We start from the raw sequence: 15495 nt of genomic DNA, 5'->3' as shown, positions 1-15495 counted from the left end.
GACAGATCCAGTCATTGGACACAGCCTACCAGAGCCGGTTTCCGGCGCGATGACCGACAACAAGAAACGCCAGGGCTAGCGCAGATAACGGCATCGCTCGCAGGCCCGATGCAGGCCATCCATGGCCAGCCCGTTCAGAGCGTTGCGCCTCACCCCTGGCGCCGGACCTCCTCTTCGGCCGGTTCCCGGCGCCCCTCGTGCCACGAAACCGGCGAGTGAATCACTTCAGCAGCTCGCGAACGTCCTTGGCTTCCCAGTGCGGGAAATACTTGCGCACCAGAGCGTTGAGCTCGATCTCGAAACCGGCCCAGTCGACTTCCCCGGAGGCGTCGGCCTCCTCCGTCAGGACATCGCGTACCATGCCGGCCCCCACCGTGACATTGGTCAGCCGGTCGATGACGATGAAGCTGCCGGTGCCGGGACTGCGCGAATAGCGATCCAGCGGCACCGCAGCGGTCAGCTCCATACGACAGCGCGCGATGGCATTGAGATCGAGGCGGTCGGCGGAATGGCGTTCGAGGGTGTTGACGTCCGCCTGATGCAGGATCTCGCTCACCCGCCCCGACACAGCCCGGCCGGCCAGGCGAAAATCGACCTGGCGCCCCGGCTCGAGAGGCTCGTCATGCATCCACACGACATCGGCCTCGAAGGCGCTGGCCAGCGACACCTCGTCATCCTCGGCGACCAGCCAGTCACCGCGCGAGACGTCGACCTCGTCATCAAGCGTCACGGTAACCGCCTGGCCGGGGAAGGCCGCTTCGAGGTCGCCGTCGTAGGTCACGATACGCGCGACGCGGCTGGTCTTGCCGGAAGGCAGCACCTTGACCGCCTGCCCCGGGCGCAGCACTCCCGCCTCCAGCGTGCCGGCATAGCCGCGGAAATCGAGGTTGGGCCGGTTGACGTACTGCACCGGCAGGCGCAGATCGGCGAGGTTCTGGTCGCGTACCACCTCGACGGTCTCGAGCTGGGCGAGCAGCGGGGCCTCGTCGAACCACGGCATGGCGGCGCTCTCGTTGACCACGTTGTCGCCCTCCAGCGCCGATATCGGCACGAAGCGGATGTCGCGTACCGCGAGCTGCTCGGCAAAATCGCGATACTCGGCGACGATCTCCTCGAAACGTGCCCGGGAGTAGTCGACCAGGTCCATCTTGTTGACCGCCACCACCAGGTGCTGAATGCCCAGCAGATCGCAGATGAAGCTGTGCCGCCGGGTCTGGGTCTGCACCCCGTAGCGTGCGTCGATCAGAATGATGGCGAGACTCGCCGTGGAAGCGCCGGTGGCCATGTTGCGGGTGTACTGCTCGTGCCCCGGGGTGTCGGCGATGATGAACTTGCGCTTGTCGGTGGAGAAGAAGCGGTAGGCCACGTCGATGGTGATGCCCTGCTCACGCTCCGACTGCAACCCATCCACCAGCAGAGCCAGGTCCACCGAGTCGCCGGTGGTACCGCTGGTCTTCGACGCCTGGGTGATCGCCGCGAGCTGGTCGTCGAAGATCATCTTGGAGTCGTGCAGCAATCGCCCGATCAGCGTCGACTTGCCGTCGTCGACGCTGCCGCAGGTGATGAAGCGCAACAGATCCTTCTGCTCGTGCTCGCGCAGGTACTGCTCGATGTTGTCGGCGATCAATGCGGACTGGTGTGACATTGCCAGAGCCCCTAGCTGTAAGCTGTAAGCCGTAAGCTGGAAGAAATCCACCTGCTTCCAGCTTCGCAGCCGATGTCTTTCGTTGGAGAGCCTTGCCGATGGCCTGCATTGCTGAAGCTCGCCGAAAACCAGCAGAAATCCGCCTTTGTGGTTCTTACAGCTTCGAGCTTCTAGCTTCCGGCTTTCTAACGCGCCTCCGGCGCGTTAGAAATACCCCTCGCGCTTCTTCTTCTCCATCGACCCCGCCTGGTCGTGATCGATGGCCCGCCCGCTGCGTTCCGAGGTGCGGGTCAGCAGCATCTCCTGGATGATCTCGGGCAGGGTGGCCGCCTTCGATTCCACCGCGCCGGTGAGCGGATAGCAGCCCAGGGTGCGGAAGCGTACCCAGCGTTTTTCCGGCACTTCGCCGGGTTCCAGCGGCATGCGTTCGTCGTCCACCATCACCAGCATGCCGTCGCGCTCCACCACCGGCCGCGGGGCGGCGTAGTAGAGCGGTACGATGGGGATCTGCTCCAGGTAGATGTACTGCCAGATATCGAGCTCGGTCCAGTTGGAGAGCGGAAAGGCACGAATCGACTCGCCCTTCTTCACCCGCGCGTTGTAGAGATTCCACAGCTCGGGGCGCTGGTTCTTGGGATCCCAGCGATGGTGCTTGTCGCGGAACGAGAACACCCGCTCCTTGGCCCGGCTGGCTTCCTCGTCGCGCCGCGCCCCGCCAAAGGCCGCATCGAAACCGTACTCGTCCAGCGCCTGCTTGAGCGCCTGGGTCTTCATCACGTCGGTGTAGGCACTCGAGCCATGGTCGAACGGATTGACGCCCGCTTCGACGCCCTCCCGGTTGATATGCTCGATCAACTCCATGCCCGATTCCGCTGCCATGCGGTCGCGAAACTCGATCATCTCGCGGAATTTCCAGGTAGTGTTGATGTGCATCAGCGGAAACGGCGGCGGCCCGGGGTAGAAGGCCTTGCGCGCCAGATGCAGCATCACCGAGGAGTCCTTGCCGATGGAGTAGAGCATCACCGGGTTGGAAAACTCGGCGGCCACCTCGCGAATGATGTGGATCGACTCGGCCTCGAGCTGCTGCAGATGCGTCATCCGCCGCGGGCTGATGGCGCTGGTTTCGGCACTAGCCGCCCGAACGGCCGGTTCACGAGTCGCGGCGTGTCGCGCAGGAGCATGGAGACTGGTCATCGGCCCGTGTACCTCGCATGGCAGAATGGAGAATCTGCGCACAGGGTACGCTGGAGCGGTAATAACATGAAAGAATGATTGCCTATCTTTTTAGGCAAAATAGCTATACTTGGGCGCTACAGCTCCACCCGCTCCACCCATGTCAGCCAACCATCGCCATACAGGTCGACGACGCGATAGCCAGGCCGCGACGCCTCATCGATGGCGAACTCCGCCGAGCCGGCGAGGAACTGGTCCGTGGTGGAGGGGCAGCCGTAAACCGCCACCCGGCCCTCGCCACAGCGCTGCCGGCTGGCAAAGGCCTGATGGATGTGGCCACACAGAATGACCTGGACCTGGGGATGGGCGGCGAGCGTCTGCCACAGCGCTTCACGATCCACGAGACCAATGGCATCCAGCCATTGCGAGCCAACGGCCAGCGGCGGATGGTGCATGGCGATCAGCGTCGGCCGGTCGTCCGCCGCCAGGCGTTCGCCCAGCGTCGAGAGCTGCGTATCGCCCAGTTCGCCGTGGGGCTGGCCACTCACGCGGGTATCGAGCCGCAGCAGGCGCCAGCCGCCCAGGTCGATTTCCGACTGGCACTCGCGCACCACCGCCATCAGCTCGGGATCGTCGTGGTTGCCGGCCAACCACGACCAGGGGCAGTCGAGCCGCGACAGGATGCGCTCAGCCAGTTGGTAGGAAGCCGGCGTCTCGTCCTGGCTGACATCGCCGGTGACCAGGACGATATCGGGGCGCTCGCCCGCGACGGCCTCCACCACGCGTTCGAGCTGACGCAACGGAAAACCCGCCCGGGAACGTGCACCAGGGTCGGCATGCAGGTGGCAATCGGTGATCTGGACCAGTCGCATCAGGGCAACATCTCGTCAGAACGACTCATTCACGGTCACGGGGTCAAGGCAACTGGGGCAGGTCGGCGACATGACCGTGAGCCAGGCCATGGGCGAGCCACTCGCCGAGGAAACGGTTGAGCTGCAGTTTTTCGTCGGGCTGGTGCATGCGCACGTTGGGGTAGCGATAGCGGCCATGGAAATGGCGCTCGCGTTGAAAGTCGGTGACCTCGGCCATGCGCACATCGTGATAGAGGTGCACGCGCATGCGCGGCGGCTCGATCAACGCATCCATGATACCGCGCTGAGTGACCCGCACGATGGTCGTGTAGGGCGCCCGTTCCTGAATCGCCAGGCGCAGCACACCGAAGAGGCCATGCTCGCCGATCAGCTCGAACTCCCGTACCTCGCCGGTCGGCAGATCGCCCAGCAGGCGCATCAGGCGCAGATAATTGGCACTGCATTCGCCCTGCAAGCCCTTCAGGTCGGTGACGTAAGCGCTTCTTGTCAAGCTACCTCCTTGCTCTCAGGGACGCCCGCTGTCCAGCCAGCCAATGGAAGGCGATCAGACACATGGCATTGTCGAGTCGCCCTGATTCGAGGAGTTCCCAAGCCTCGGCATACCCTAGCACATGCACTCGAATGTCTTCGTGTTCCTCGTCGAGGCCATGCACGCCCCCCAGGCCGCTGCTGTCGACCAGGGCACAGAACAGCGTCACTCGCTCGTTACAGGCACCGGGGCTCGGATAGTAGGTATGCAGCTCGATGAGCTCGCCCACCGCACAGTCTGCCTCTTCGCGCGCTTCGCGGCGAGCGACGTCGGCGGGACTCTCCCCCGGCTCGACCAGGCCGGCCACCACTTCCAGCTTCCACGGCGAGGCCGGATCATCCAGTGCCCCGGCACGAATCTGCTCTACCAGCACCACGGCATCGCGTTCCACATCGTAGAGCAGCACGCCCACGGCATCGTGGCGGCGGTGCACTTCACGCACGACCTCTCCGCTCCACCCTCCCTCGAACAGGCGGTGACGCAGGTGAACTTCCTCCAGGCTGAAAAAACCCCGATGCAGGCAGCGTCGCTCCAACAGTTCGACATCGGCCGACGTGAAGCGCGCCGGCGTCGGGGCCGGTGCCTCTCGCGAGTCGCTCATGGCGGTCTCCAAGTCACGCAATTGGAACCATTATCGTGACCGCGGGCATCCCTGCCAACCGTCGACGCCGTCTGCCTAGGACTATCGCAGTTAGCAAGTTGACTCGGCGCTGCTCCGTCGACAGGTCTTTAAGGAGGCGCTGCGAACCCATCCCTGGGCGCTACTTTTGCCCTGCTTCGCTCTCGCATCCTGCTCCGCTTGCAGGACCGGGGCTGGCCATCCATGGCCAGCCCGTTCGGAGCCATGCTCCTCACCCATGGCAAAAGACCTCCTCTTCGACCTGTCCCCGGCGCGCCTCGTCGTGTTCAACTGCAATTGCTCTGACCGCCTGCCGGGCTCACAACCGCGACAGTAGCTCCCGCGCTTGCTCGCGCAGCGCCGCGTCGGAGCCTTCACGGCCCTCGCGTACCTCGCCGGCCATGGCCCGCTCGGCGTGCTCGCGAGCCTCTTCGGTACGCCCCTCCTCTGCCAGGAAGGCCGCGTAGTAGTAGTTGACGTCGATCCCCTCGGGGCGGATCGCCAGCGCTTTCTCGAACATCGACTCGGCCGTCTCCTCGTCGCCGAAGCCCAACGGCCAGCCCGGCGCCCGATCGTAGAGCGCGCCCAGCGTCACGTAGGCCGAACCGTCGTTGCCATCCGCGTCCAGCTCCACGGCTTTCTCCAACGCCGCCCGCGCCTTCTTGGCGCTGTCCAGTGCGCCCAGCCCGCTGCGCTCGCGAGCGTGGGACGCCTCGATGATGCCGTACCAGACCTGCGGTTCGGCGGTATCGGGATGCGCCTCGGCCAGCGCCGCCGCCTCTTCGGCCAGCCGCTCGAACGCCTCCCGACGCTCGCCCTCCGGTCGCTCCGTGGTGATGCGCTCCCAGCGCTGCTCAAGGTCGGCCACCTCGCTCTCCCAGGCAACGGCAACGGTTGCCATCAGCGACAGCAGGCTGGCAGCGACGATGCACACATGGCGTCGAATCATACAGAGTCTCCTCGGTGATGTTGTCGTTGTTCCACCCAGGAAATGTAACGAACGTTTGAATGATTCGCCAGTCACTGGCCATGGCTCATGTCATGACGCGACAATGTGGCCAACCCAATCAGCGACCGCGGAGGCCCACAGCCAATGAAAGGCCGCAACATGACACGCTGGCGCGACCCCGCCAAGGATCCGCGCCAGGAGCCCAAGAGCAATCTGATCACCGCCGAGGGCGCGGCACGCCTGCGCGGCATCCTCGACCACCTGTCGCGCGTCAAGCGTCCGGCACTCTCCACCAAGGTGGGCGAGGCCGCGGCGCTCGGCGACCGCTCGGAGAACGCCGACTACACCTACAACAAGAAGGAGCTCAACCGGGTCATCGCGCGCATCCGCTACCTCACCAAGCGCCTCGACGAACTGCAGATCGTGGATCGGCTGCCGGCCGACACCGGAAAGGTCTATTTCGGCGCCTTCGTGACGCTGGAAGATGACGACGGCGAGGAGACGAAGATTCGCATCGTCGGCCACGACGAGACCGATACCGCCAAGCGCTGGATCAGCATCGACGCGCCGCTGGCCAAAGCACTACTCGGCAAGGCGCTGGACGATGAGGTCACGGTAGCCGCCCCCGGCGGCGAAACGAGCTACGTCATCACCGAGATCGACTACCGCGACCCGCAAGGGTAATCAGCGCTTCACCGCCCGGTAGACCCGAAAGCGGCGGTCATCGGCGAGTATCTCGAAACCGCCGAAGGCGCGCTCGAGGCGCTCTGCATAGGGCAGGAAGGCGTTGGCCACCAGAATGAGCTGCCCACCGCGCTCGAGATGTTCGGGTGCTTCGCCAATCAGCCTTGCCGCCGGGCCGTAATCGATGGCGCGCTCCTGATGGAACGGCGGATTGCTGACGATGGCCGCGAAGCGCCGCCCACCCAGCGCCGAGTAGACGTCGCTCTCAATCGCCTCGCCAGCCAGGCCGTTGGCAGCCAGGGTGCGCCGGGTCGCCGCCACCGCAAAGGCGCTGACATCCACCGCCGTCACGTCGTGGCCACGCCTGGCCAGCCAGGCGGCGAGGATGCCGTCGCCGCAGCCCAGGTCGAGAACGTCGCCCGCGTCGGCCCGCAGTGCCCCGGGCAGAGCCTCGAGCAGCAGCCGCGTGCCTGCGTCGAGCTTGTTGTGGCCGAACACGCCGGGATGGCTGGCCAGGGTCAATCGCCCATCTTCAAGGTCAGCGTCGAAGGTCGTCCAGACGGCTTCCGGCGAGAGATCGACCGCGGCCAGGCGCGTGGCGAACAGCGAACAACGCCGGGCGCTGTCCACCTTGCGGCAGCCCAGCCCCAGCGCCGCCAGCACCTTGAGCACGCGCTTGATGCCGCCCTGGTTCTCGCCGACGAGCTGCAGCGGCGTTCCCGCCGGCAAGGTGGCGCAGAGCCACAGCAGCCACCACTCGCCCAGCGCATGGCTCTTGGGCCAGAACAGCACCGCCCCCGGCGGTGCCTCGGGCAGCCTCGCAGCGAACGGCGAATGGGCAGGCCGGCCCTGGGCTCGCCATGCCTCGCGGACGGCGAGATCGGCACTCACCGCCGCGCCCTCGCCCGTCTCCAGCCAGGCATCGCGCGGCGGCGACACCCACCACCAGCCACGGTAGTCGGCAGCCTGGCGTTCGAGCAGCTGGCAGACCGGTGTTTCGGCGCTCATGGCAAGGACTCCTGGGTTGGAAGCATGGCGGGTTCGACCACGGCGGGACGAACCAGGGTGTAGAGCAGGTAGCGCCCCAGTCGCCAATGCGGCTCGGCGCGGCAGTAGCGCCATTCCAGTTCGAACAGCCGGTCGCGTTCAGCGGCGTTCTCCACGGGGCTGTGCATGTAATCGTGAAAGACACGGATGCCCGCCACCGCGCGCAGTTCGAGGCCGCACTCGGCGCTCCATGCCACGACCTGAGCGTGAGTCAGCGGCGAAATGGGCGTCAGCCGCCGGCGGCGCCCCTGCCCTTCCAGCCGATCGGCCAAGGCCTTTTCCAGGTTGCCCTTGACCACGTTGGAAAAGCGCAGCGCATCGCGATTGAACACCATCAGCGACAGCTGCCCGCCCGGCGCCAGCCGGTCGGCCAGCATCGCCAGGGCGGCACGTGGCTCGGCGAGCCACTCCAGCACCGCATGGCAGGCGATCAGCGACCAGGGGCCCGGCGCGCGTTCGGGCAGCGCCTGCAACGGCGCCTCGATGAAGCGCACCGGCTCTCCCTCTAGCGCCTGGCGGGCGCGGTCGAGCATCTCGCGGGAGGGCTCGACCAGCGTCACCGCATGACCGCGAGCGGCGAACCAGCCGGCCAGCTGGCCCAGGCCACCGCCCACGTCCAGCACCGGCTGGTCGTCGAGATCGAGCAACTCCGGCAGCAGCCGGTCGAGGAGTGCCAGGCGCAGCTCGCCGCGCGGCGCTCCGTAAAGACTGTCGGCGAACTTGTCGGCCAGACCGTCGAAGTGACGGTCGCCGGCTGGCGACAGCGGTGAGGGGTAATCGGACATGGGCAACTCATTGCGTGGCTGATGCAAGGCGATGGCAGTCGGCTTTCCCACCTGGGCTGCACCGTCGACAGGTCCCGGGGCGCCGGACCGTCGAGGAGGCACTGTGAACCCCTCCATGGGCGCTACATTTGCCATCCATGGCAAATGACCTCCTCTTCGACCTGTCCCCGGTGCCATGCAATGCGGAACTGAGGTTGCCGTGCTGGTTGGCGAGCATTCTAACCGGATCAGACCCCGAGCGGCAGCCGCTGCGCCCAGAGCGTAGCGGCTTCGAGCTGCGCGGCCAGCGCCAGCAGGCGGCGCTCGTCGCCCATGGGCCCCAGCACCTGCACGCCCACCGGCAGCCCCTCCGGAGTGACATGCAGCGGCAACGACATGGCCGGCTGGCCGGTGAGGTTGGCAAGCTGCGTATAAGGCGTGCGCGCCAGAGAATCGCTGGCCAGACGTTTGAGCGCCCCCGCCTTGAGCGCCAAATGAGCCGCGCCGGGAATCGCCAACAGCGCCATCAGTCGTTCTCGGGCCTGCGTCGGGTAGAGTTCGCCGCGTCGCGGCGCCGGCGCAGCCGCCACCGGCATCAGCAGCGCATCGAAACGTCGATGGAAGGCGCCCATGGCCCGCGCCGCGCTGTTCCAGTCGCGTTTGGCGAGCTCGTAGTCACGAGCCGGCAGGCAGCGCCCCAGCCGACCGATGGCACGTGTGGCCGGCTCGATGGCCAGGCGCGACACGGGCACGTCGGTCTCACGGGCGATCCACGCCAGATCGGCGGCCAGGTGTCCCAGGTAGAGCGTCAGGTAGCTGTTGGCCAGCGCTGCACCGTCTACCGGCGGGTCGGCCCACTCCACGTCATGGCCCAACCCTTCGACCTGGCGCGCGGCGCTCTCCACGGCCCCGCGCACCTCGGGATCGAGCCGCGTGCCGAGTGGGCGGCCCAAGGGTTCGCCCAGCGAAACGGCGACCCGCAGCCGCCCCGGCGGGCGTTGTAACGCCGCGAGAAAGCCATTTTCGCGAGCCACCGGATAGGGACCGCCCTCGTCCATGCCATTGGTGGCATCGAGCAGCGCCGCACTGTCGCGCACGCTGCGCGTCACAGCGTGCTCCACCACTGCGCCCTGCCACACCTCGGCGTGACCGGGCCCCAGCGGCACCCGCCCGCGGGAGGGCTTCAGGCCGAACAGCCCGCAGTAACTGGCGGGGATGCGGATCGAACCGCCACCGTCGCCACCCATGGCCAGCGGCACCAGCCCGCCGGCCACCGCCGCGGCCGCCCCACCGCTGGAGCCACCCGGCGAATGCTCGGGCTTCCAGGGGTTGACCGGATGCGGAAAGGCTTGCGGCTCGGTGATGCCCATCAGTCCCAGTTCGGGCGTGGCCGTCTGGCCGAGTATCGTCAAGCCCGCGCGCCGCAGGCGCGTCACCAGGGTCGAATCCGCCCCCGGCCGCCAGTCGGCGAGGGCCGCACTGCCGAAGGCCAGCGGTTCGCCGGCCAGTGCCATCAGCAGATCCTTGGTGAGCGTCGGCACACCGGCAAAGGGGCTGTCGTGAGTCACCGCACGGTTCTCGATACGAGCCCGTTCGAAACGCGTGCGCACCACGGCGCCCAGCCGTGGGTCGTCCGTCTCGATGGCGGCACAGGCGGCTTCGAACACCTCGTCGCGGCTCACCTCGCCACCTTGGATGAGTGCCGCCAACCCTGTGCCGTCGAGGCGACGGTACTCGTGCTGTTCCATTGCGCTCCCTCAGGTGGCAAGTGTGGCCAGGGGCCTCCGATGCAGCCCCTGATGCGGCCCGCTCCGTCAGCCGGCGGGCTCGAGTGGCTCCCAGTTGGTGCGGTTGGCCAGAAACTCGGGTCTCGGCTTGTTCCCGCAATAGGGATCGTGAAGGGTGTTCTCGACGCTGTTGTAGACGAAGAACAGATTGCTGCGCGGCCAGCACGACATGTTGATGTTGGAGCCGTGCAGGGTATTGCATTCGAAAATGATCAACGAACCGGCCGGCCCCTTGGGTGCTTCGATGTCGCCCTTCGCCATCAGTTCGCGCAGGCTTCGCTCGTCCGGCACGCCGATGTATTGGCTTTTCAGCGACTCCTTGTAGTTGTTCTCCGGCGTACGCCCCACACAGGGTACGAAGTAGTTGTGAGAGCCGGGAATCAGCATGAGCGGGCCGTTGAACTCGCCGTTGTCGGTGAGCACGATCGAACAGCTCAGCGAGCGCATGCGCGGCATGCCATCCTCGCTGTGCCAAGTCTCGAAGTCAGAGTGCCACTCGAAGCCCTTGCCCTTGAAGCCGGGCTTGTAGTTGATGCGCGACTGGTGGATGTAGACATCGCTACCCAGCAGCTGCTGGACCATGGCCAGCAGGCGCGGGTCGCGCGTCAGGCGGCTGAAGCGCTCGGAGATCTCGTGGATCCCGAAGATCGAGCGGATCTCCTCCCGCCCCGGCTCGAGCACGGTGCCCTCGGAGAGCTTGAGGTCGGCATCATTCTCATAGTCCCTCAGATCCTGGATGAAGTCGTCCATCTGCGCCTTGTCGAAGAAACTATCGAAGGAGATGAACCCCTTGCGCTCGAATTCGTCGACCTCCTCGGCACTCAAGGGGCCACTGTTGCGCTGCTCGGCACTGTGCACGACCGGATCGATCCGCTCGAACATGCCCAGCTTGCGCTCCAGCCGCGTGGGAAACAGGTCCTGAGTATCCTTCATGAAAACCTCCATGCTGGATCAGACATTGCTACGTACACTGTCCAACGTGGGAGCGGGAGAAGCGTACTGCAACCACCCCCTGCTTTTCGTCCGGTTTCAGACCGTGGCGTCACGCCCACGCGACCGGGCGGACCAGCGCTCGCGGCCGTTCTCCAGCCAGGAGAGCAGCGCCGGGATCACCAGCAACACCAGAAAGGTGGAACCGGCCAGGCCGAAGGCGATGGAGGCCGCCATGGGAATCAGGAACTGCGCCTGCAGCGAGGTCTCGAAGAGCAACGGCAAGAGCCCCCCGATGGTGGTCAGGCCGGTGAGCAGCACCGCCCGCATCCGCTGCACCACCGCCTCGTTGAGCGCCTCGTCGATGGCCAGGCCACGGTCGCGCTGCTGACGGTAGAAGCTCACCAGGATGATGGCGTTGTTGACCACGATTCCCGAGAGTCCGAAGAGTCCGAACAGCGAAAGAATCGTGAGCTCCAAGCCCATCGCCCAGTGGCCGAGCAGCGCCCCGATGAGCGAGAAGGGAATGATCGCCATGACGATCAGCGGCAAGCTCCAGGAGGCGAACACCCAGGCCAGCACGCCGTACATCAGGCCCACCCCGACCAGCAGCCCGACGCGCATGTCGGCCAGCGTCTCGCGCTGATCGGCGGCGCGCCCCTCGAAGCTGTAGCGCAGGTGGTGCTCGCTGGCGAGCTGCGGCAGCGTCTCGGCATCCAGGCTCGCCAGCACCTCCTCGGCACTGGTCACCCGGGAATCGAGCTCGGCGGTGACCTCCACCGCCAGTTGGCCGTCGGCATGGCGCAGCGCCTCGAACCCCTGGCGGTAGTCCACAGCCATCACCTGCTCCAACGCCACCTGGCGGCCATCGTCCAGGGTGATCGCCAGGCTCGAGAGCGTGGATAGACGCTCGCGCTGCTCGCGGGGCAGCTGCACGCGCACCTCCATCTCATCGGCACCCGATTGGTAGATCTGGGCGATCTGCCCGTCGAAGGCCGTGCGCAGCTGGCGACCCAGGCTCTCGGTGGTCAGGCCCAGCGCCTCCCCGAAAGCGTTGACCCGGTAGATGAGCTGTTCGCGCCCCCAGGGCATGTCATCCTCGGTATCGATCACGCCGGGCAGGCTCGACAGCGACTCGGAGAGCGAGTCCGCCGCGCGACGCAGCGCCACCGCATCCTCCCCGGTCAGGCGGATGTTGACGTCCTTGCCCGGCGGGCCGGCACTGCGCTCGTTGATGGTGAGATTCTCCAGACCCGCCGGTTCCGCGATGCGCTCGCGCCAGGCGCGGATGAAATCGGCGTTGCGCACCTCCCTGTGGTCGGGCGACACCAGCTCGATCATCAGCGAGCCCACTTCCTCGGCGCTGCGGCTCGGCGCTCCACCCTCCAGGGTGGCACCGTGGCGCGCCACCACGGTATCCACCAGCTCGCCGCCCAGCTCCCGCTCGGTGTCGTCCAGGGTCTGCTGCAGGTGGTCGAGAAAGCGGTCGACCCGCTCCTCGGGCGTACCGGCCACGAAGCTGGCGTTGGCGTACACCACGCTGGCCTCCGGCGTAGGAAAGAAGAGGAAGCCCAGGCGGCCGCCCGCCAGCAGCCCGGCGGTGAACAGCGCCACGGCCACCGCCATGGCCAGGGTGGCGCCGCGGTGGCGCAGCGTCAGCGCCGAAAAGCGCCGGAAGGGCCCCTCGCGAAACGCCTCGAAGCGCGTCTCGAAGCCGCTGCGCCATCGCGCCGGGCCGCGCAACGGCCGCCCTTCGTCCGCGCGCGGCACGAAAGCGTTGCGCAGGTGTGCCGGCAACACCACGAAGCACTCCAGCAGCGAGGCGATCAGCACGCAGATCATGATCACCGGAATGTCGCCAAGGATATTGCCGATCACCCCGCCTACCATCAGCAGCGGCATGAAGGCGGCGATGGTGGTCAGCGACGAGGCCACCACCGGCCACAGCATGCGCCGCGCCGCCCCGGCCGAGGCGTTGCGCGGCGCCTCGCCCAGGCGGTGGTGAGCGTCGGCATCCTCGCCCACCACGATGGCGTCGTCGACGATCACCCCCAGCGCCATGATCAGTGCGAACAGCGACATCATGTTGATGGAGCCGCCCAGCCCCCAGAACACGCCCAGCGAGGCCATGAAGGCCGTGGGGATGCCCACCGCCACCCACAACGCCACCCGCCCCGGCAGGAACAGATAGAGCAGCACCAGCACCAGCAGCAAACCGCCCAGGCCGTTGTCGATGAGCAGCGAGATGCGCTCCGCGATCAGCTGCCAGGTCTCGTCGTGCACTTCCAGCGTCACGCTGGGCGGCAGGGACGGGCGCGTCTCGGCCAGCCACGCCTCGAAGCGGCGCGCCGCCTCCAGCGAGTTGCCGTCCTCGGCGCGCTGCAGCATCAGCTCCACCGCCGGCGCCCCATGGCGGCTGAGCTGCACCGTTCCCTCGCGGGGCTCCTGGCGGATCGTGGCGATGTCGCCCAGCTGCAGCGTGAAGCGATCACCGCTCATCACCGGCAGGCTCTCGAAGCCCAGCGGGTCGCGGCGCTGCTCCAGCGAGCGCAGTTCGCGAGCGCTGTCCTGCTGGCCGAGCACCCCGGCGGGCAGATCGCGCGACACGTTCGCCACGCGGGCGGCGATGTCATCCAGTGACAGCGACAGCGCCTGCAGCCGCTCCGCCGGCACCTCGATGCTGATCTGCTGCTCGGGCAGGCCGCTCATCTCCACGCGATCGATGCCGCGCGACAGCAGCTCGTCTTCGAAGCGGTGTGCCAGCTGGCGTAGCTCCCGTTCGTTCAGCTCGCCATGCACCAGCAGCCGCGCCACCGGCTCGTAGCGAGCCACTCGTTCGATGTCCGGCGTTTCGGCATCCGCCGGCAGGTTGGTGAAACCGTCCACTGCCTGGCGCACGTCGTCCAGGGCGAGAATCGGGTCGCTCTGTTCGGTGAACTCCAGGGTGATGCTGGACACCCCCTGGGCCGAGGTGGAGGTCATGCGCTTGAGCCCCGAGAGGCTGCGCAGGCGCTGCTCCAGCGGGTCGGTGATGCCCGCCTCGACGTCTTCGGCGGAAGCGCCGCTCCACGCCACGCGCACGGTGACCACATCGAGGGCGAAGGTGGGAAAGAACTGGATGTTCATGCGGCTCAGCCCGAGCACGCCGCCCAGCAGCATGACCAGCATCACCAGGTTGGCCGCCACCCGGTGATGCACGAAGAAGCCGATGATTCCGCGCCGCCGGCTCATGCCCCGGGCTCCTCGTCGGCCGACTCGGCCACCTCCACGCGCAGCCCGGTCATGGCATTGGGCAGATGGGTCACCGCCACCCGGTCGCCGTCGGCCAGCTCGGCGGCGGAAACCAGCGCCCAGCGCGCACCGTCGGGCCCGGGCAGCTCGCCGTGGCGCTGCACCTGGACGCGCTCCAGGCGCGAATCGTCACTCACCCGATAGAGCACGTCGCTGCCGTGCAGGGCGCTGAACGGCACCGCCAGGGCATCGCTCACCGCGGGCCGCTGCAGCCACACCGGCACCAGGCTGCCCGGCCGCAGGCCCTCGGCGGGACCATCGAGCGCGAGGATCGCCTCGGTACCCGTGGGCTCGCTCTCGCCGGCCAGGCGCTCGAACACGAAGCGCTGGCCGCCCTCCTGGGCCACCGCCTCGAGAGCCTCGCCGCGCTCCAGCCTGGCGGCCAGCTCCGCCTGATAGCGACGCGGCACGCGCGCGCGCAGTTCGAGCCCATCCTGCGGGTAGAGCGACAGTAGCGCCGCCCGCGCCGCGACCTGATCTCCCGGCGCCACCTGCACGCCGGTGACGACGCCATCGAAGGGCGCGGTGACACGGCTGCGCTGGGCATCGCGCCGGGCCGCATCGCGCACCGCCTCGGCGCGCGCCAGGCGCGCCTCCAGGCTCTTCATCCGCGAGGGGTACTCGGCCACGGTACTGGCGCGGGTGGTGACGTTGAGCCGCGCCCGCGCCAGGGTATCGCGCGCCTCGTCCAGCTCCGCCCGCGAGGCCAGGTTGCCCTCCACCAGCGACTCCACCCGCTCCAGCGACCGCTGCGCATTGGCCAGGATGTCGCGCTCGCGCGCCAGCGCCTCCTGTTCGTTCTCGTGGCGGATGCGTTCGCTGTCGATCTGCGCGCGCAGATCCGCCACCTCGGCCTCGGCCTGGCGCAGCGGCGGCTGACTGTCGGCTTCGTCCAGCGCCACCAGCAGCTCGCCCGCCGCCACTCGCTGGCCCTCGCGCACCGGCCGCTCGGCGATGCGCCCCGCCAGCGGCGCCACCACTTCCAGGCGCTCCGGCGCCACGATCTCACCGAACAGGGGCAGCACCGGCGCATGCTCGGCCAGCTCGACGGTCAGCGTCTCGACCTGCCAGCTACGTTCCCGGGCGGAGACCTCCGCCGGCTCCGGTCGCGTCAGGCGCAAGGCCATGAACGCCGCCACGCCAAGGGCGAGAATCAGCAGAGGTATCAGGCGTTTGATCATCGAGGCATCCTGGCACGAGCAAAG

Annotated in this window: 13 protein-coding genes; 1 reads left to right on the top strand and 12 read right to left on the bottom strand. The window is 67.4% G+C overall.

Features of this window, described 5'->3' with window-relative positions; all coding sequences use genetic code 11:
- Window positions 1-220: 220 nt before the first annotated feature.
- From cysN to GFD32_RS12440, 6 genes are all read right to left on the bottom strand, one after another.
- Window positions 221-1645, bottom strand: a complete 1425-nt coding sequence (gene cysN / locus GFD32_RS12465; RefSeq protein WP_163576939.1) for a sulfate adenylyltransferase subunit CysN — start codon at window positions 1643-1645, stop codon at window positions 221-223.
- A gap of 204 nt (window positions 1646-1849) precedes the next feature.
- On the bottom strand, window positions 1850-2839 hold the full coding sequence (cysD, locus tag GFD32_RS12460; protein WP_163576938.1) for a sulfate adenylyltransferase subunit CysD: 990 nt from the start codon (window positions 2837-2839) through the stop codon (window positions 1850-1852).
- A gap of 116 nt (window positions 2840-2955) precedes the next feature.
- On the bottom strand, window positions 2956-3690 hold the full coding sequence (locus tag GFD32_RS12455; protein WP_163576937.1) for a phosphodiesterase: 735 nt from the start codon (window positions 3688-3690) through the stop codon (window positions 2956-2958).
- A gap of 43 nt (window positions 3691-3733) precedes the next feature.
- Entirely contained in the window at window positions 3734-4180 is a 447-nt protein-coding gene (locus tag GFD32_RS12450) for a DUF1249 domain-containing protein (RefSeq protein ID WP_163576936.1), read from the bottom strand.
- Window position 4181: 1 nt separating this feature from the next.
- The gene (locus tag GFD32_RS12445) at window positions 4182-4820 is read right to left on the bottom strand and encodes an NUDIX domain-containing protein (protein WP_163576935.1); all 639 of its coding nucleotides are present in this window, start codon (window positions 4818-4820) and stop codon (window positions 4182-4184) included.
- A 337-nt stretch (window positions 4821-5157) separates the two neighbouring features.
- On the bottom strand, window positions 5158-5787 hold the full coding sequence (locus GFD32_RS12440; RefSeq protein WP_163576934.1) for a tetratricopeptide repeat protein: 630 nt from the start codon (window positions 5785-5787) through the stop codon (window positions 5158-5160).
- 144 nt (window positions 5788-5931) lie between these two features.
- Here GFD32_RS12440 and greB point away from each other — a divergent pair, with 144 nt between their 5' ends.
- Complete coding sequence (greB, locus tag GFD32_RS12435) at window positions 5932-6471, top strand: transcription elongation factor GreB (protein WP_163576933.1); 540 nt, start codon at window positions 5932-5934, stop codon at window positions 6469-6471.
- Here the strand turns inward: greB and GFD32_RS12430 are convergent, their stop codons facing one another.
- From GFD32_RS12430 to GFD32_RS12405, 6 genes are all read right to left on the bottom strand, one after another.
- Complete coding sequence (locus GFD32_RS12430; protein ID WP_163576932.1) at window positions 6472-7479, bottom strand: class I SAM-dependent methyltransferase; 1008 nt, start codon at window positions 7477-7479, stop codon at window positions 6472-6474.
- A complete protein-coding gene (locus GFD32_RS12425; RefSeq protein WP_163576931.1) occupies window positions 7476-8303 on the bottom strand; it encodes a methyltransferase domain-containing protein in 828 nt (275 codons plus the stop codon). The genes GFD32_RS12430 and GFD32_RS12425 overlap by 4 nt, the downstream gene beginning before the upstream one ends.
- 227 nt (window positions 8304-8530) lie before the next feature.
- A complete protein-coding gene (locus tag GFD32_RS12420) occupies window positions 8531-10030 on the bottom strand; it encodes an amidase (RefSeq protein WP_163576930.1) in 1500 nt (499 codons plus the stop codon).
- Window positions 10031-10096: 66 nt separating this feature from the next.
- Window positions 10097-11002, bottom strand: a complete 906-nt coding sequence (gene thpD / locus GFD32_RS12415) for an ectoine hydroxylase (RefSeq protein ID WP_163576929.1) — start codon at window positions 11000-11002, stop codon at window positions 10097-10099.
- A gap of 96 nt (window positions 11003-11098) precedes the next feature.
- Window positions 11099-14230 (bottom strand): efflux RND transporter permease subunit, encoded by a 3132-nt coding sequence (locus tag GFD32_RS12410; RefSeq protein ID WP_163576928.1) that lies wholly within the window; start codon window positions 14228-14230, stop codon window positions 11099-11101.
- Window positions 14227-15471, bottom strand: coding sequence for an efflux RND transporter periplasmic adaptor subunit (locus GFD32_RS12405; RefSeq protein ID WP_163576927.1), 1245 nt, complete (start codon window positions 15469-15471; stop codon window positions 14227-14229). Before GFD32_RS12405 ends, GFD32_RS12410 begins: the two co-directional genes overlap by 4 nt.
- Window positions 15472-15495: the final 24 nt, after the last annotated feature.

It is taken from the genome of Halomonas faecis (genome assembly GCF_010993975.1).
GTDB classification, from domain to species: Bacteria; Pseudomonadota; Gammaproteobacteria; order Pseudomonadales; family Halomonadaceae; genus Halomonas; species Halomonas faecis.
The sequence above is the reverse complement of the archived record's forward strand: the minus strand, read 5'-3'. Positions and strand labels throughout refer to the sequence as shown.